18 protein-coding genes are annotated in these 17,301 nt (G+C 35.5%); 1 reads left to right on the top strand and 17 read right to left on the bottom strand.

Annotated features, from left to right (window positions below; translation table 11 throughout):
• Position 1 precedes the first annotated feature (1 nt).
• From asnS to AN959_RS07300, 13 genes are all read right to left on the bottom strand, one after another.
• A complete protein-coding gene (asnS, locus tag AN959_RS07355) occupies positions 2-1,297 on the bottom strand; it encodes an asparagine--tRNA ligase (protein ID WP_056829515.1) in 1,296 nt (431 codons plus the stop codon).
• Between the two features lie 28 nt (positions 1,298-1,325).
• A complete protein-coding gene (locus tag AN959_RS07350; RefSeq protein WP_056829513.1) occupies positions 1,326-1,814 on the bottom strand; it encodes a DUF5590 domain-containing protein in 489 nt (162 codons plus the stop codon).
• Positions 1,815-1,817: 3 nt separating this feature from the next.
• On the bottom strand, positions 1,818-1,988 hold the full coding sequence (locus tag AN959_RS20570) for a YpmA family protein (protein WP_082355209.1): 171 nt from the start codon (positions 1,986-1,988) through the stop codon (positions 1,818-1,820).
• Positions 1,989-2,010: 22 nt separating this feature from the next.
• Entirely contained in the window at positions 2,011-4,767 is a 2,757-nt protein-coding gene (gene dinG, locus AN959_RS07345) for an ATP-dependent DNA helicase DinG (RefSeq protein WP_056829511.1), read from the bottom strand.
• A 1,406-nt stretch (positions 4,768-6,173) separates the two neighbouring features.
• Positions 6,174-6,557: an aspartate 1-decarboxylase gene (gene panD, locus AN959_RS07340; protein ID WP_053589770.1), complete on the bottom strand. Its 384-nt coding sequence runs from the start codon at positions 6,555-6,557 to the stop codon at positions 6,174-6,176.
• Positions 6,558-6,560: 3 nt separating this feature from the next.
• Entirely contained in the window at positions 6,561-7,406 is an 846-nt protein-coding gene (panC, locus tag AN959_RS07335; protein ID WP_056829509.1) for a pantoate--beta-alanine ligase, read from the bottom strand.
• Positions 7,384-8,238: a 3-methyl-2-oxobutanoate hydroxymethyltransferase gene (gene panB, locus AN959_RS07330; protein WP_056829507.1), complete on the bottom strand. Its 855-nt coding sequence runs from the start codon at positions 8,236-8,238 to the stop codon at positions 7,384-7,386. The genes panC and panB overlap by 23 nt, the downstream gene beginning before the upstream one ends.
• 224 nt (positions 8,239-8,462) lie before the next feature.
• Positions 8,463-9,443: a biotin--[acetyl-CoA-carboxylase] ligase gene (locus AN959_RS07325; protein WP_345798848.1), complete on the bottom strand. Its 981-nt coding sequence runs from the start codon at positions 9,441-9,443 to the stop codon at positions 8,463-8,465.
• Entirely contained in the window at positions 9,433-10,614 is a 1,182-nt protein-coding gene (locus tag AN959_RS07320) for a CCA tRNA nucleotidyltransferase (protein WP_056829503.1), read from the bottom strand. The genes AN959_RS07325 and AN959_RS07320 overlap by 11 nt, the downstream gene beginning before the upstream one ends.
• Before the next feature lie 4 nt (positions 10,615-10,618).
• The gene (bshA, locus tag AN959_RS07315) at positions 10,619-11,749 is read right to left on the bottom strand and encodes an N-acetyl-alpha-D-glucosaminyl L-malate synthase BshA (RefSeq protein WP_056829502.1); all 1,131 of its coding nucleotides are present in this window, start codon (positions 11,747-11,749) and stop codon (positions 10,619-10,621) included.
• A gap of 12 nt (positions 11,750-11,761) precedes the next feature.
• Positions 11,762-12,169 (bottom strand): methylglyoxal synthase, encoded by a 408-nt coding sequence (gene mgsA / locus AN959_RS07310; protein WP_053589775.1) that lies wholly within the window; start codon positions 12,167-12,169, stop codon positions 11,762-11,764.
• A 4-nt stretch (positions 12,170-12,173) separates the two neighbouring features.
• The gene (dapB, locus tag AN959_RS07305; protein WP_056829500.1) at positions 12,174-12,956 is read right to left on the bottom strand and encodes a 4-hydroxy-tetrahydrodipicolinate reductase; all 783 of its coding nucleotides are present in this window, start codon (positions 12,954-12,956) and stop codon (positions 12,174-12,176) included.
• A gap of 2 nt (positions 12,957-12,958) precedes the next feature.
• On the bottom strand, positions 12,959-13,291 hold the full coding sequence (locus tag AN959_RS07300) for a nucleotide pyrophosphohydrolase (RefSeq protein ID WP_056829498.1): 333 nt from the start codon (positions 13,289-13,291) through the stop codon (positions 12,959-12,961).
• A gap of 103 nt (positions 13,292-13,394) precedes the next feature.
• On the opposite strand from AN959_RS07300, the gene AN959_RS07295 reads away from it, so the two are divergent.
• Positions 13,395-14,264, top strand: coding sequence for a YitT family protein (locus AN959_RS07295; RefSeq protein ID WP_056829496.1), 870 nt, complete (start codon positions 13,395-13,397; stop codon positions 14,262-14,264).
• 44 nt (positions 14,265-14,308) lie between these two features.
• On the opposite strand, the gene AN959_RS07290 is transcribed toward AN959_RS07295, so the two are convergent.
• The 4 genes from AN959_RS07290 to qcrB all read right to left on the bottom strand — a co-directional run bounded on the left by AN959_RS07290 (position 14,309) and on the right by qcrB (position 17,300).
• The gene (locus AN959_RS07290) at positions 14,309-14,992 is read right to left on the bottom strand and encodes a zinc metallopeptidase (protein ID WP_056829494.1); all 684 of its coding nucleotides are present in this window, start codon (positions 14,990-14,992) and stop codon (positions 14,309-14,311) included.
• Positions 14,993-15,048: 56 nt separating this feature from the next.
• Positions 15,049-15,645 (bottom strand): DUF1405 domain-containing protein, encoded by a 597-nt coding sequence (locus tag AN959_RS07285; protein ID WP_056829493.1) that lies wholly within the window; start codon positions 15,643-15,645, stop codon positions 15,049-15,051.
• A 156-nt stretch (positions 15,646-15,801) separates the two neighbouring features.
• Positions 15,802-16,584, bottom strand: a complete 783-nt coding sequence (locus AN959_RS07280; protein WP_056829492.1) for a menaquinol-cytochrome c reductase cytochrome b/c subunit — start codon at positions 16,582-16,584, stop codon at positions 15,802-15,804.
• 41 nt (positions 16,585-16,625) lie between these two features.
• Positions 16,626-17,300, bottom strand: a complete 675-nt coding sequence (gene qcrB, locus AN959_RS07275; protein ID WP_053589782.1) for a menaquinol-cytochrome c reductase cytochrome b subunit — start codon at positions 17,298-17,300, stop codon at positions 16,626-16,628.
• Position 17,301: the final 1 nt, after the last annotated feature.

Raw genomic sequence — 17,301 nt, 5'->3', positions numbered from 1 at the left:
CTTATGGATATAATCTGTTTAATAAACGTGGGAATGGAATAGACTCACGTACATGTTCTGCTCCACTTAACCATGCTACTGTTCTTTCTAATCCGAGTCCAAAACCTGAATGTGGCACGGAACCTTGTTTACGAAGCTCTAAATACCATGCATATGCTGCTTCATCTAAACCATGCTCTTCTAATCGTTGTTTTAAAAGATCATAGTCGTGAATACGCTCAGATCCACCAATAATTTCTCCATAACCTTCAGGAGCAATTAAGTCTGCACATAATACAACATCATCTCTGTCTGGATGCGGTTGCATATAGAAAGGTTTGATCCCTACTGGATAATGTGTGATAAAAACAGGTTTGTCGTAGCTTTCTGCAATGGCTGTTTCATGAGGAGAACCAAAATCATCCCCCCATTGGATATCATCAAATTCTTTTTCATGTAAAAATTTAATAGCATCATCATAAGAAATACGTGGAAACGGTGCTTTAATATTTTCAAGTTTAGATATATCACGACCTAAACGTTCTAATTCTAATGTACAATTTTTTAATACTGCTTGTGCTATATATTCAACATATTGTTCTTGCACTTCTAAGTTTTCGTCGAATTCTACAAAAGCCATCTCAGGCTCAATCATCCAAAATTCAATTAAATGACGTCGTGTTTTAGATTTTTCTGCACGAAATGTAGGTCCAAAAGAAAATACTTTACCAAGTGCCATTGCAGCAGCTTCCATATACAATTGACCAGATTGAGATAAATAAGCATCCTCATCAAAATATTTTGTATGGAATAATTCGGACGTCCCTTCTGGAGCTGATCCAGTTAAAATAGGTGGGTCCATTTTTACAAATCCATTATTATTAAAAAACTCATATGTAGCACGAATAATTTCATTACGAATTTTCATAATAGCATGTTGTTTTCTAGAACGTAACCATAAATGACGATTGTCCATTAAAAATTCCGTACCATGTTCCTTAGGTGTAATTGGGAAATCCACAGCAGCATGAATCACATCAATTTGTTTTACCTGTAATTCATAACCAAAAGAAGAACGATCATCTTTAGTTACTTCACCTATTACATACATTGATGTTTCTTGTGTTAATCCTTTAGCAACTTGAAAAATTTCTTCTCCAACTTCCTCTTTCACTACTACTCCTTGAACAAAACCAGAACCATCACGTAGTTGTAAAAACGCAATTTTACCACTTGACCGTTTATTTGCAAGCCATGCACCTAATTTTATTGTTTCGCCGACATGGTTCTCCATATCTTTAATCATAATTTTTTTCATGTTACCCTCCAAAAATTCAAAAGTTAAATTATAAATTTGAAATACGTTTCCACCAATCTCCGTCATTAAATAACAAATACACATAACCAAGGTTATTATCGTTATCTACAAACGTGATTTCCCAAACTGGACCTACTTCTTCTACTCCAAGTTTAGCATGTAATATTTTACTGTCTTTTTCCTCTTTCATTGCTAGTTCAATCGCTTGTTCTTTCGTTATTCCATCCTTTAAATTAACTTCCATTATAGCTTCATCTGTCTTTTTTTCAGGAATGAAAAACGCTTTTTCTTCCCCGTTATCAGTTGTACCTATAACTGTATGGAATGAATTAGAACTATTATATACATAAGAATCATTAATATCTGATAACAACTCATGTTTCGTTACATAGGATTCAGCATCTTCGCTAGCAGCTTTGAAAGGATTTTTTGCTTGAAAGTAAATTAGTAAGCTTAGAACAACCGTTAGACTGATTAAAAAAATAACAATAAACAGGATCCATCTTTTTAATGCCATTAGTTAAGTCCTGTAAATGGTAAATACTGCTTTTTCTTGATCTTGCTTATCAAGTGCCAATCCAAACATTAAATCCTGTTCTTTTAATGTACGATTTAAAGCATCAACCACTTTATATAAGTCACCCTGATAATTTACCGTAACGGTTGATAGCACTTCAATTTTTTTTTCCATATTTCTACCCGCTTTCTAAAACTCATACTCCCTTAGTATACCAATTTTCCAGCTCTAAGACCATATTTTCTAGCGATACTTTCTTTACTGGAATATTAGGGATTGCTTGAATAAAATCGATTCCATAGGACTTTGTTTCAATTCTTCTATCTAACACGATAAAAACACCCTTATCGGATGATGAACGGATTAATCGACCAAAACCTTGTCTAAAGCGAAGAACAGCTTCTGGTAAAGAATATGCCGTAAATGGGTTTTGACCGTTAATCGTTAATAATTCTGCTCTCTTTTTAAATAAAGGGTCTTCTGGAGAGGAAAAAGGAAGTCTCACCATAATAATTACAGATAATGCGTCTCCCGGAACGTCTACACCTTCCCAAAAACTATTTGTGCCAAATAATACTGATTTAGAAAAACGCTGAAATGATTTTAATAAACGCATTCTACTTCCAGATGACATACCTTGTGCAAACAACATATAATCATCTAACAATTCTGTGTCTTGTATTAAGTCAACTGTTTTTCGAAGCATATCTTGAGAAGTGAACAAGACAAAGCATCTGCCTTCGGTAACCAGCACTGTTTGAACAATGGCTTCTGCGATAGATTCAATATAGTCACTTTGAGATACTTGCTGGATATCTGGCATATCGTCAACAATTAATAATTCTGCTCCTTTATAATAGTCAGCAGAAGCTTTAAATGTAGAAATGCTAATATTATTATCTAATCCTAACTGAGATGTGATGAAATGGCGATTTGTAGGAACCGAAAGTGTTCCCGAAGTCCATACAACCGCCCCTTCCTCTCTTAGCGGATCGAGGGCACTTTTAATATCTTGCTGATAGTTTAATGGTCTTTTAATGATAGTCAAGCTACCCGGTATGCTTCTTGTATCCATTTCCAACCACTTTGCTTCAAGTGTGGCATCCTGTAAAAATATTTCATCCCATTCGCTTACTTTTATTTCAAGCTCTCGAATCCAATATTCCCATTCATTCAATATGATAGATGAATATAATTCTAATTGGTCCGAATATGAATGGATAATCGATTTTGCAGAAAAAATAAAAGTTTGAATGGAGTTTGCTACTCTTCTCAAACTGGATTCATCTATGTTGAATTCTCCAAGAAGAATAGATTTTTTTGTATTTTTATATCGAGTTTTTGTTTGGCTTGCAGAATGAACGATAACAGAAATAGTATCATCAAAAGTATTTACTACTTCAACAAATTGCTTTTCCAAACGTACACGTAAAGCTAATGGAATATGCAAATCGGACAATTTATAAAGTAAATGTTCCGTATCCAATGTTCCAAATTGACCAAGCACATACTTCCAATTTGTATAAGAAAAAACGCGTTCTTTTCTAGACATACTGGCATGTATAAATTGATGTGCCTCATCAATAATAGTTGCACATCCATTTGCCAATAACCTATTTTCTCTTTCCTGATCTGCTAATATCATGGCATGATTGGTAACTAAAATATCACATTTTTCACTTTTTCGAATAGCTTTCTGATAAAAGTCTACCTCTTTCAACTCTTCCATATTAAAACGATCAGTTCTTCTTATTTTATCAATAAAAAGTTGACCACCACCTGAAACATTTAACTCGGTCAAATCCCCTTCTTCTGTTAGTGTTAACCAAACTAATATTTGCATAATAGTAAAAGTTTCATCATAAGATTCATCTTCTAATTGAAGATGCTGCCAAAATCGATATAAATCGATATAATGATGCATCCCTTTCAATTTTCCTACTTGAATTTGAACACCTAAGAGCTCATTTAATTTAGGTATTTCTTCCAAAATTAACTGATCAATTAGATGAGTTGTATACGTACTAACGATTACTGGTTTCCGTTGTTCCATTGCATAAATGGTAGCAGGAAGTAAGTAACCCAAGGTTTTACCAATCCCAGTCTCCGCCTCACAAACAATTTCTTTTTTATCCTTTAGTGCAGCGTGAATCTTATCCATTAATTCAAATTGACCTGGACGCTCTTCAAATCGTTCCATACTTTCATGGAACAAGCTCAATTTAGAAGATCTCTCTAAAGGATAACATTGCTGAATAGGCTGAAAATCAATCTCATCCTCTACATATTTTAAAGGTATAGAATGATAAGTTGGGTAATCTTTTGAGTCCAACTCTTTTCTTTTAGAAGTTAACACCTCAAAAAAAATTAAGGATAAGTTAGATTTCAAATGAAAAGATCTTTTATGTAATAATTCTATTGTTCGTAGTGGTAATTGAGAAAGTTGCTCTATGCACTTTAATAGCAAATGTGCAGTAGCCAACGCATCATCGTCTGCTCGATGCGCTGAATGCAACTCAATATGTAACTCAGAGGAAATATCCTGTAGCTTATAACTATACAAGTTGGGAAACATTAGTTTGGTAAATTCAACTGTATCCATATTTTTGCAAATTAACTTCGGAAGCCCAACTCTTTTAAGTTCACTTTGTAAAAATGGAAGATCAAAATGAACATTATGTGCTACAAATATATGGTCTTGAAGCATGTCTAAAATTTGTGAACCAACTTCTTCAAAAAGAGGAGCATTCACTACATCTTCATCTTTAATTTTCGTTAAATCTTGAATAAAGAAAGGAATTTGTTTTTCCGGATTAATAAATGTTGTATACGTATTTGTGATTTTATAGTCATTTATAAAGACAATTGCTATCTGAATTATGCGGTCACCATTAGAAGATGAATGGCCTGTTGTTTCAATATCTACAACTGCATATTTATGATTTTCCACCATTCCTCAACTCACAATTCTAATTTTTAAAAGTAAGAACATTAAAGACTTTCTCTAAAAAATTGTAACACATTCACTAATAAGAAACGAAAATTTTGATGTAAACAATTGAAAATAAATCTTCATTAAAACAAGCATGAATTTTAATACATAAAATATTTAGAAATGATTTATCAAATTTAAAACCACTTTTAACACGGACGTGCGCTTGCCGCACGCTAAACATGAGCCTCCGCAGGATGAGTCGCTCCTTCGTCGCTCCCACATCCTTTACGGGGTCTCATTCTTCGCGGTCTTGCGGCGGGTAAGGCGCACATCCTGGATAATGCCCTTTAAGCATTCCCAATTTATTGAAAGAAGCAAATATAGGGTCTAATTTCATAAACATAAAATATATTTCAAAACCATAGAAAATAGAAATTCGGATGTGCGCTTGCCGCACGCTTCGCATGAGCCTCCGCAGGATGAGTCGCTCCTTCGTCGCTCCCACATCCTTTACGGGGTCTCATTCTTCGCGGTCTTGAGACGGGTAAGGCGTACTTTCTGTATAATGCCCTTTAAGCATTCCCAATTTATTGAAAGAAGTAAATGTGGGTCTAATTTAATAAACATAAAATGTGTTTCAAAACCATAGAAAATAGAAATACGGACGTGCGCTTGCGGCTGGTAAGCAGCTCATCCTATTCACCACTTTTGATGAAAATCATTGATAACTAGTAAAGTATTTAGGTCTTACACTACTATGTAGCTCATTTTAATTGAAAACCTTTTATTTGTACTAAATGACACCTGCATTCGCGCCTTCCCAGCCGCATGACGTGCCGTATGAGACAGATGGATGCGCCTAGCGCATACAGCGGCTCATGCGGACGTGCGGCCAGCGCGAATGCATATAGATAAGTAGTATTCCATGTAACCTAAAACCTAATTAATTTGCTCTTTTAGGACTCGGGTGTGCGCTTGCCGCACGCTATGTATGAGCCTCCGTAGGATGAGTTGCTCCTTCGTCGTTTGCACATCCTATTTTTGATGAAAAATCATTAATAACAAGTAAAGTATTTAGGTCTTACACTACTATGTAGCTCATTTTAATTGAAAACCTTTTTTTAAAATTGATGATACCTCCAGTCGCGCCTTCCCAGCCGCATGACGTGCCGTATGAGACAGATGGATGCCTCTAGGGCATACAGCGGCTCATGCAGACGTGCGGCCTGCGCGAATGCATATAGATAAGAAGGGTACCCCTTTATCACACCATTTAAAGAATTTCTGTTTTCAAACTATTACTTTGTGCTTTGAACAACTTCTTCTACTTCATTACTACAAAAAGATGCGAGGGACGTGATAAAGTCACGTCCCTCGCATTCAAGAATTTTAGTAATCAAATAAGTCTTTGGCCGGATAGTAAATTACATCACTGTAGCTTCAGGTTCGTAATGTATTATCTGTTTAATCGTATTATTATCATTCATAATGGCTACGGTAGGTTGATGTGTTTTAGCTTCATCATTCATCACGTAGGCATAGGAAAGGATAATAACAATATCTCCTCGTTGCACGAGGCGAGCAGCTGCTCCATTTACACAAATAACGCCGCTTCCTCTTTCACCAGAGATAATATACGTTTCAAAACGTGCTCCATTGTTATTATTTACAATATGCACTTTCTCGTTTGGCAGCATCCCTACTGCATCCAAAATATCTTGATCGATTGTGATACTACCTACATAATTTAAATCTGCTTGAGTCACAACTGCGCGGTGTATCTTACTATTTAACATCATTCGTAACATCAATCACACTTCCTTTACTTCAACTATTATATTATCGATCAAACGGGCATTTTCAAAAAATACAGCTGTTGCAAACAATACTTGTTCCACATTATTCAGATCCGTTCTTAAATTTGGATAGGATAATGCTTGAAAATAATCGATACGACCTGATGTGTTTTGTTCAATATGAGCCTTACCTCTTGCAAGCGCATCCTGGATATTCTTTGTTTCCATCCATGTATCGGTCGCAATAGTTAATGCTTTATATAAATGAATGGCTTCTACTCTTTCTTTTTCGCTTAAAAAGACATTTCGTGAACTTTTTGCAAGTCCATCAGCTTCTCGAACAGTTGGCACTCGAACAATTTGAACAGGAAAATTATAAGCTTTAACAAATGTATCAATAATGGCAAGTTGTTGCGCATCCTTTTGGCCAAAATAAGCATTTGTCGGTTCTACTAAATGAAATAACTTCGTAATAACCTTTAATACACCATCAAAATGTCCTGGTCTGCTTTCTCCACAAAGTTTAGTGGAAAGCTCCCCTGCATGAATAGAAATACCGCTTTCAAAAGGGTACATTTCTGAAACAGACGGAACAAAAAGAGCATCTACCCCCGCTCCTATTGCAAGCTCTGTATCATGCTCAATATCTCTTGGATACCGATCTAAATCTTCGTTTGGACCAAACTGAGCAGGATTGACAAAAATACTAGAAACGACAATATCATTTTCCTGTCTTGCTTTGTTTAGTATAGCGAGATGTCCTTCATGCAAGTATCCCATCGTAGGAACTAATCCAATTGTTTTTCCTTTATTACTATTTAGAAATTCTTGTAATTCATTAATTGTTTGTACTGTTTTCATGTTTTCCTCCATACAATTGTTGAAGTTGATCTTCTTTCATAGTAAATTGATGTTGCTCTGCTGGGAAAGATTTATGTTTAACCTCTTGTACATACTGTGTTATGCCATCTGCAATTGGTCCACCAATATTTGCAAATTCCTTTACAAATTTCGGTATATGATGTGTTCCATATTTAACCATATCATGGAAAACCAACACTTGACCATCCGCAGTAACACCAGCTCCAATTCCTATTGTAGGAATTGTTAAAGCAGTAGAAATGTTTTCAGTTAGCTGATGAGGGATACACTCTAAAACTACTGCACAAGCACCTGCTTGCTCACATTTTATTGCATCCTCTATTAATTTTTCTGCAGCTGCTGCAGTTTTACCTTGCACTTTATATCCACCGAGAACTCCAGCTGACTGTGGAAGTAAACCTAGATGGGCAACAACTGGAATACCTGCAGAAGTTAATCTTTCAATGACAGGAATTACTTCATCTGCACCTTCCACTTTTACTGCTTGTGCACTCGTTTCCTGCATAATTTTTACTGCATTCGAAAGTGTTTGGTCTAATGAACCATGATAAGTTGCAAAAGGCATATCTACTACTAAAAAAGTATTAGGTGCACCTCTTCTAGCAGCTTTTCCATGATGTATCATGTCATCTAGCGTCACAAGAACAGTTGAATCATAGCCAAGCACTACCATACCTAAGGAGTCTCCAACTAGAATCATATCCATTCCTGCATTTTCTGCAAACTTAGCAGTAGGATAATCGTATGCAGTAATCATTGCAATTTTTTCATTGTTTTTTTTCATCTCTACAAAACTACTTGTTGTTTTCATTGTGTATCACTCCTCTTTTTATTGAGAAGAAAACCGATAAAAAGCCCTTCAATCCCAGAAATGGGCAGAAGGGCAGAAAAAGTTAATTGAGGTTTTCTCCGTCCCTGTCGTACATGATCAAGGCAGACTATTTAATTACAGTAAAATAATAAGCAGGTGCAGTTCAATTAAGATACTACCCTTCGCATACAGAATAACAGAATACTACAAAATAGTCCAAATTATTATTTGTCAATCAAGTTAATATCTGCAGAATAAATTCCTCTAATTTCCCCACTATCTAAACGAAGCTCTAGTACACCATCAGCAGTTATTCCAATAGCTACCCCTTCGAGTGTTTCTCTTAAGAGGCTGGCTCTAATTCTTTTTCCAATTGTACAGCTATAGCTTTCCCATAAAAGTTTTATAGGTTCAAATCCATTTTCTACATAAATGGACGAGTATTTTTCTAAATAAAATAAGATTTTAGCAACTAACTCAGCTCGATCAATCTCTAATCCTGTTTCCATTTTTAATGAAGTAGCAATGGATTGAATGGTCTCATTAAAAGATTCCGTATCTTGGTTTACATTTACCCCAATTCCAATAATGATAGATTGAACACGATCCATATCTGCTTGTAGCTCTGTTAATATTCCAGTTACTTTTTTTCCATTTAACAATAAATCATTCGGCCACTTGATCTCAGGTGCATAACCTGTTAATGATTCTATTGCCTTTGTTATAGCGACAGCAGACACAAGTGTAAATTGCGGTGCTTGATGTGGACTGATCTCTGGTCGAATAATAACACTCATCCATATTCCTTTATTCGCAGTGGAATCCCAAGCTCGTTCTAACCTACCTCTACCAGATGTTTGCTCTTCCGTAATTACTACCGTTCCATGAGAGACACCCTCTCTGGCAGACTCAGCTGCAATGTTTTGGGTGGAATCGCAAACAGGGAAATATAAGATATTATGACCTAATTGCTTTGTTTCTAATAGTGGAGTTATTCTCTCTTTCGATACAATATCCGGGATTGTTTGAAGAATATATCCTTTTTTCTTAACAGCCTCCACGACATACCCCTCTTCTTCTAGCGCTTTCAAGTGCTTCCAAATCATTGTTCGTGAGATAGATAATTCATCTGCAAGCTTTTGGCCTGATATCGGGTTTCCTTTTGCAGCAATCAATTGGGCTAGTATTTTTTCTTTATTCGTCATATTCACGAAAAAACCATTCCTTTATACTTTTTCGATTATTCGCTACTCGTCCATTAACAATAGCTTCCGTCATTTTATCAATAACGTCTTTTAACCAAGGTCCCCTTTTTTGTTGTTTCCATTCCATAATGTCATTTCCGTTTACTACAATTTCTTTCGAAGAAGAGATCGGAATAGCTTTTTTTAATTGTTGAATTGACTCATTTGTATAGGAAACTGAAATTCCAAATAAGAGCGCACCATAGTTAGCTGCCGCTATTAGAACATCTTCTTTAAATTGAAAAATTTCATAGGTAGTCCAATGTCCTTTTTTCAATAATTCTACTGCATCTGATACTTGTTTCACATAGGATTTTTCAGCATTGGAGCACTTATAAAAATTTATAAAAGCATTTATATCATCACTTTTTTGCATAAGTGAAAAAAATGCCCAACCATTTGCGGCATTACCAAAGTAATTAAAGCTATTCCATTTTTCCAAATAAGTATCCCAGTCACCTGGAAAATTTATAGCAAGTTTACTTGATACAAATAATTGCATTCCTCTTCCGACATAAGTACTTGTCCAAATCTTTTCGAGTTCAACCTTTACTCTTTCCATAGATACATGCTCAATCAAAGCATGCAACGAATTAATTGCATCCAATGTACATTCTTGTAAGGAAAAGTTCAGCTGAGCAGAGAAACGAACTGCTCTTAGCATTCGAAGTGCATCCTCTGAAAAACGCTTTTTCGGGTCTCCAACTGCACGTATTAATCTATTTTCAATATCCTTTTGACCACCAAAGTAATCTATTAACTCATCTGATTTTGTTAAAGCCATTGCATTCATTGTAAAATCTCTTCTTTTTAGATCTTCTTGAAGCGATCGAACAAATTCAACGTGATCTGGCCTTCTAAAATCGGAATAGGTTGCATCTGAACGAAAAGTAGTCACTTCGATTGTTTCATCTAATACAACTAGTACTGTTCCATGTTCAATCCCTACATCAATTGTGTGTTTAAATAATTGTTTGACTTCAATCGGTGTCGCGTTAGTAGTTATATCTACATCATTTGCATCGACTTCTCTTATGAAATCGCGGACTGCTCCTCCTACTACATATGCTTCAAATCCAGCTTGCTCTAGCTGTTCAATTACTTGATATGCAATCGGCCACCGATTCTTCATCATGTTATCTTCTCGCCACTCTTTCATATAACGATTCATACTGTTCAACAATACTAGCAGAACTAAAACGTTCTTTTACAATTTTTAGAGATGTTTCACTTAGTTCTTTATGTAATAATGGGTCTTGTAATATATTCAATCCATATTCAGCGACCTTATTTATATCTCCTAGTTCAACAAGATATCCATTTTCACCATGTGAGATGACTTCTGGTATACCACCAATTTTTGTACCAATGCAAGGGACTTGACATGCCATTGCTTCCAATAATACTAATCCAAAAGATTCTTTTTGAGATAGCAGTAGCATTAAATCTGATATTGAATATAACTCAGATAAATTATCTTGCTTCCCTAAAAATAATATATCATTTTCGATAGATTTCCCTTTAACATATTCCATAATAGGGTGTTTTTCAGGTCCATCTCCAACTAATAATAATTTTGTGGGAATCTCATTTCGAATTAACTCAAAACTTTTGACTACATCTTGCACACGTTTTACTTTCCTAAAGTTAGAAACATGGATAATTACTTTTTCATCTTCTCTAATTCCTAATAATTCCTTTAAATTTCTATCTTCTTTTTTTGTATATTCATTTTCATCGACAAAATTATAAACAGTTTCTATTTCTTTTTTCGGAGAAATTAACTCCAATGTTTGGCTAACTAAGGAATCCGAAACCGCAGTGACAACATCTGATTTCTCAATACCATAACGAATGGCACCTGATAAGGAAGAATCCTCACCAAGCACAGTTATATCGGTACCATGTAATGTTGTAACAATGCCAATGTCTGAATCCGCCATATCGCGGGCTAAAATAGCACATACTGCATGAGGAATCGCATAATGTACATGCAAAACATCTAGACCTTCATCTTCAATTACTTCAGCCATTTTGTTCGCTAATGCAATATCATATGGGGCATATTGAAATACAGAATAGCTATTAACGTCTACTTGATGAAACGTTATATTTGGATACATTCTGTTTAAACGGAAAGGCATACTGGAAGTGATAAAGTGAATGTCATGACCTTTTTCAGCAAGCAATTTCCCTAATTCAGTAGCAATAACACCTGATCCGCCAACTGTCGGATAACAGGTTATTCCAATTTTCAATTTGCGCATAAAATCACTTCCTCAACGTGTACGTCTCTCTTCAAGCAACCGCCAATCCAAAAATCCTTCTTCAATTCCCTTTAGTAATATCTCTGCGGTACCCATGTTTGTCGCTAAAGGGATTTGATACACATCACATAATCGGATTAAAGCAGATACATCTGGTTCATGAGGTTGCGCAGTAAGGGGATCTCTGAAAAAAATTACCATATCCATTACATTGTTTGCTATGGCTGAACCAATTTGTTGATCCCCTCCTAGGGGACCTGACTTGTATCTGAATACTGACAGACCTACTTCGTCAATTATTCGTGTACCTGTCGTTCCTGTTGCAAATAATTCATGTTCCTCAAAAATAGTTTTATATGCAGTAACAAATTGAATTAAATCATCCTTTTTTTTGTCATGTGCCACTAATGCTATTCTCATCATGTCACTCCTCTAAAATAATATCTTCTAAGCCGTAAATTAGTGTATTTTGTTTCATTATCTCATTGATGGATAACACAATCCCAGACATGAAAGAAGTCCGGTCAAACGAATCATGTCGAATAGTCAATAACTGACCTTCTCCACTTAAAAGAACTTGTTGATGTGCAAGTAGACCTGGCATTCGTACGCTATGTATATGCATTCCGGAAAAGTTTGCCCCTCTTGCCCCTTCCATAATTTCTTTTTCATCTGGATGACCTTGCTTAAATGTAGTTCTCGTTTCATTAATCATCTGTGCTGTTTTTGTTGCTGTACCTGAAGGAGCATCCACCTTCTTATCATGATGCATTTCAATTATTTCTACATTCGGTAAGTATTTAGCAGCCATTTGGGAGAATTTCATCATTAGGACGGCTCCAATTGAAAAGTTTGGAGCGATAATACATCCTATTTCCTTCTCCTCTACTTTGTTTCGAATCTCATCTAATTGTAAGTCAGTAAAGCCTGTAGTACCAATCACAGGTCTTACTCCACTATCCAAAGCAATCATTGCATGTTCAAAAACAGAGCTTGGTACTGTTAAATCTACAAGTACATCAGGTTCGGTTTGATATATTAACTCTTTTAAAGAAGTGAATATCGGAATATTATCTCCTAAAAATTCTTCATTTTTTTTATTGTCTAAAACACTAACTAATAAAAAGTCTGTATTTTTAACTATTGTAGCTACTGCTTCTTTTCCCATTCTTCCTCTTGGCCCTGCTACTGCTACTTTTATAACCATAACTAGTCCTCCTTTTTAGTCCAACGATCCTTATCCCTTGTATTGTATTTATTTAATACCTTTTGCAAGGATTCTTGTAAGTCAATTCCTTCTGCATTTGCTAAACAAATTAACACAAAAAAGAAATCTCCCATTTCTTCTGCAAGTTCTTTATCAACTTCCGTACTCTTTTTTTTCTTCGTACCATATTTATGTTGTATCTCTCTGGAAAGCTCCCCTAACTCTTCTGTCAGTCTAGCTAGCATTTCCATTGGTGGAAAATAACCTTCTTTAAATTGATTTATGTATATATCTACATCTTTTTGTAAGTCAACTAACGTTTTATTTTCAGACATATTTTCACACTCCCTTACTCATCCTAATAAAAATATACACTGGTTGTCAAAAGCAAACAAATGAATGATAATAATAAGTATACTATTATAGTGAGGTGGATTCATGGGGATTGGTTTAAAACTTAAAAATATTATAGCTATAATAATTGGATCCGCTATTTATAGTTTTGGTTTTGTACATTTTAATATGCAAAACGAACTTGGAGAAGGTGGATTTTCTGGTATTACATTAGTTTTATATTTCGTATTTAACTGGGATCCAGCATTGATGAACCTACTACTAAATATTCCAATGTTTATCATTGGTTGGAAATTGCTCGGCAGAAAAATGTTTGCTTATACTGTAATAGGAACATTCTCTGTTTCAGTTTTCTTAAAGATATTTCATGTATACGAATTCCAATTAGGATTAGAGGATGATTTGTTTCTTGTTTCCCTGTTTGCCGGAGTTTTCGTTGGAATTGGTCTAGGTATTATTTTTAGATTCGGTGGAACAACGGGCGGAGTAGACATAATTGCTCGTCTAGTCTATAAATACAAAGGCTGGAGCATGGGAAAAACAATGTTTTTATTTGATGCTTTTGTTATATTACTTTCCTGGTTAACTTTTTTAGACGAAAGATCGATGATGTATACCTTAGTCGCTGTTTTTGTTGGGGCTAGAGTAATTGATTTCGTACAAGAAGGTGCTTATTCTGCAAGAGGTGCTTTTATCATTTCTGATCAGCAAAATGAAATTGCTGATCGCATTTCAGAAATAATGGACCGTGGAGTAACTATTTTTCGCGGACATGGTCATTTTACTAAGAATGAGCGGGAAATTCTCTACTGTGTGGTCGCTAAAAATGAAATTACTGCATTAAAGTCTATAATCACTTCCGTTGACCCACATGCTTTTGTATCTCTTATGGATGTGCATGACGTTATGGGTGAAGGCTTCACCCTCGATGACGAGAAAAAACCAATTGAATAAGAAAGGATTGTCCCATAACGACGAGGGACAATCCTTTTTAAATTCTATTCGTCTCTGTTTGCCATACCTGTGTATATTAAGATTAAACGTACTAACTCAAGAACTGCTACTGCTGCAGCAGCTACATACGTTAATGCAGCGGCGTTAAGTACCTTTTTCGCGTGAGGTTCTTCTTCATTGCGAATAATTCCTAACGACACCATTTGGTTCATCGCACGATTGGAAGCGTTAAACTCCACTGGGAGGGTTACTATTTGGAATACTACGCCTACTGCAAGCAATACAATACCAAGTAACATTAAACTAGGGAAAGTTGCAAGCATACCTATCATGATGAAAATCCAAGAAGCATTTGAAGAAATGTTAGCGATTGGAACTAGTTTATGTCTAATAGTTAGAAAAGAATATGCTTCTTTATGTTGAATAGCATGTCCAACCTCATGGGCTGCAACTGCTGAACCAGCAACCGAAGACTCATGATAATTTTGCGAAGACAATGCAACAATTTTAGTCATCGGATTGTAATGGTCAGTTAAAAACCCACTACTTTCTACTACTTTAACATCTTGTAATCCATTTGCATCTAAAATTGTTCTAGCTACTTGGGCACCGCTCATTCCAGATGTCGAACGTACTTTTGAATATTTCTTAAACGTACTTTTTACTTTCATTTGTGCATAAATTGGCAATAACAAAATTATTGCAAAATATACAATGTAAGAAACCAACTAATTTTTCCCCCTCTCAATCTATACTACTATTTTAAATGGAATGCTCTCTTCAATCAACTAATTCGCTTTGACCTTTTTTGATAATTTACAATTGCAATTGTAATGCATGCAATTGATAACCAAAATGTAAAATATCCAATTTGATTGGAATAGCTACTTATACTTCTATATATAGGCATTTGGTCAAACACATAATCTATAATGTCATTATGGAGCGTCCATATAGAAGCAATTAAAATATGTACCCATCTAAACTTATAGAATGGCATATATAAGATTGCTTGAAGTGCCATTGCAAAGTGTGAGGCTACTAGCATCCAACCCATCCATCCGATTGATCCTGTTTCTACATAAGTCCAAAGATTCATTACAACTGCCCAAAGTCCGTATTTTACTAAAGTGATTAAGGCAAGAACCTCGATTAACTTCCAATTTTTCTTTAGTAACCAACCTAATAATGCTATCGTGAAAAATAAACTTGCTGTCGGGCTATCTGGGACAAATAAATAAAATTTTGGTTCCGTAATAGAAAGCTGAGATTCATACCAGTAGTAACCGTAAATTGTACCTAATAAGTTTACAAGGAATAATAGCCACATAAATGATTTATTGTAGATTATTACTTTCAAAACCGTCACTTGATCTTTCATGTAAACGCTCCTCTTATATATAGGTAAAAAAAAAGAGCCAGTTTCCTGACTCTTTAAGACTGTTGACAAACGCTCGCAATCTTCGTTGTTTGCACTTCGTGCGTCACGTCTCGATTGACAAACATTTTCATAACAGTCCTATAATAATTTAAAATATTATTCTGCTGGTTGAAGAGTTGTAATAAACTCTGCAAGTTTTTGAAGTTCTTCTTCAGAACCTTGGAAGGTACCACCTGGCATTCCGCCTTGACCTTCATGAGCAATTTTAACAATTTCTTCAGCAGTATATTCTAAACCAATTAACGGTTTTCCTAAACCACCTTCGAAGGCGTTACCATGACATCCAATACAGGACGAACCTTGGTAAATTTGATAACCTTCAGAAGTTTCATCAATCTCCACTGCAGCAACCTCTTCTTTAATTTCCCCTTGAGCTTTAGCAGCTTCCCAATCGTGGTTTGCAACTGATTCCCAAGTTAAGAAAATGATTGAAGCAATAGCAAGAAGCATAAATCCAGTTGGAAGTGGTCGTTTCCAAGGACTTCTTTCTTTACTTGTATCTAAGAATGGTACTAATAATAGCGCACCGAAAGCTAGTCCTGGCATAACGATTGATCCAATAACATTAAATGGACCAGAAGCGAACTCATATTTTAATAATTGATATAAAAACAAGAAATACCAGTCTGGTAGTGGAATATACGCTGTATCTGTTGGATCCGCTTGACGCTCAAGTGGTGATGGATGCGCAACGGTTAAAACTAAATAACCAACTAAGAAAACTGCACCGACTAACCATTCCTTTAATAAAAAGTCTGGCCAGAAAGCTTCTGTTTTACCAGGATACTCAGAATAATCTTTCGGAGTTTTCTTTGGTCGGCTTGCGGGATCTGTTATTCGAGAGTCACCGACAAATTTCATACCTTTTCCGCGATGCATAATGTCCCCTCCTTTTAAGAATTATCTAATCCACTTACCCATTATAGTGGACCAGAAATACCTTGACGACGAATCATGATAAAGTGAGCTGCAAGTAATGCAAATAATGCAGCTGGTAAGAAGAACACATGAATCGCAAAGAATCTTGTTAAAGTTTGTGCACCGATGATATGTTCATCACCAGCTAATAATGTTTTTATTGCTCCACCAATAAATGGAACAGATGCTGCAATTTCAATACCTACTTTTGTTGCGAACAATGCTTTCATGTCCCAAGGTAGTAGGTAACCCGTAAATCCTAAACCTAACATAACAGCGAAGATTAAAACTCCGACCATCCAGTTTAGTTCACGAGGTTTTTTATAAGAACCAGTAAAGAATACACGTAACGTATGTAAGAACATCATAACAATTACTAGTGATGCTCCCCAATGGTGCATCCCACGCACGATTTCACCGAATGCTACTTCATTTTGAAGATAGTAAACAGATTCCCATGCATTTTCAATATCTGGTACATAGTACATAGTTAAAAACATACCTGATAATATTTGAATTACCGTAATAAAGAATGTCAATCCTCCAAAACAATATACAAATGCTGAGAAATGGTGTGCAGGGTTTACGTGTTCTGGTACTTCGTGGTCTGCAATATCACGCCATATAGGTGTAATATCTAGACGTTCATCCACCCAATCATAGATTTTGTTCAGCACT

Source organism: Psychrobacillus sp. FJAT-21963, from assembly GCF_001420585.1.
In the GTDB taxonomy this organism is placed as follows: Bacteria; Bacillota; Bacilli; order Bacillales_A; family Planococcaceae; genus Psychrobacillus.
The sequence above is the reverse complement of the archived record's forward strand: the minus strand, read 5'-3'. Positions and strand labels throughout refer to the sequence as shown.

Coding starts and splice junctions, on each gene's coding strand:
- panC (WP_056829509.1), bottom strand. CDS start 7,406: ATGAAAACAGTACAAACAATTAATGAATTACAAGAATTTCTAAATAGT.
- dinG (WP_056829511.1), bottom strand. CDS start 4,767: ATGGTGGAAAATCATAAATATGCAGTTGTAGATATTGAAACAACAGGC.
- AN959_RS20570 (WP_082355209.1), bottom strand. CDS start 1,988: ATGGAAAAAAAAATTGAAGTGCTATCAACCGTTACGGTAAATTATCAG.
- AN959_RS07320 (WP_056829503.1), bottom strand. CDS start 10,614: ATGAAGAATCGGTGGCCGATTGCATATCAAGTAATTGAACAGCTAGAG.
- bshA (WP_056829502.1), bottom strand. CDS start 11,749: ATGCGCAAATTGAAAATTGGAATAACCTGTTATCCGACAGTTGGCGGA.
- mgsA (WP_053589775.1), bottom strand. CDS start 12,169: ATGAGAATAGCATTAGTGGCACATGACAAAAAAAAGGATGATTTAATT.
- dapB (WP_056829500.1), bottom strand. CDS start 12,956: ATGGTTATAAAAGTAGCAGTAGCAGGGCCAAGAGGAAGAATGGGAAAA.
- AN959_RS07300 (WP_056829498.1), bottom strand. CDS start 13,291: ATGTCTGAAAATAAAACGTTAGTTGACTTACAAAAAGATGTAGATATA.
- panB (WP_056829507.1), bottom strand. CDS start 8,238: ATGAAAACAACAAGTAGTTTTGTAGAGATGAAAAAAAACAATGAAAAA.
- AN959_RS07295 (WP_056829496.1), top strand. CDS start 13,395: ATGGGGATTGGTTTAAAACTTAAAAATATTATAGCTATAATAATTGGA.
- asnS (WP_056829515.1), bottom strand. CDS start 1,297: ATGAAAAAAATTATGATTAAAGATATGGAGAACCATGTCGGCGAAACA.
- panD (WP_053589770.1), bottom strand. CDS start 6,557: ATGTTACGAATGATGTTAAATAGTAAGATACACCGCGCAGTTGTGACT.
- AN959_RS07350 (WP_056829513.1), bottom strand. CDS start 1,814: ATGGCATTAAAAAGATGGATCCTGTTTATTGTTATTTTTTTAATCAGT.
- AN959_RS07285 (WP_056829493.1), bottom strand. CDS start 15,645: ATGAAAGATCAAGTGACGGTTTTGAAAGTAATAATCTACAATAAATCA.
- AN959_RS07325 (WP_345798848.1), bottom strand. CDS start 9,443: ATGACGAATAAAGAAAAAATACTAGCCCAATTGATTGCTGCAAAAGGA.
- AN959_RS07280 (WP_056829492.1), bottom strand. CDS start 16,584: ATGCATCGCGGAAAAGGTATGAAATTTGTCGGTGACTCTCGAATAACA.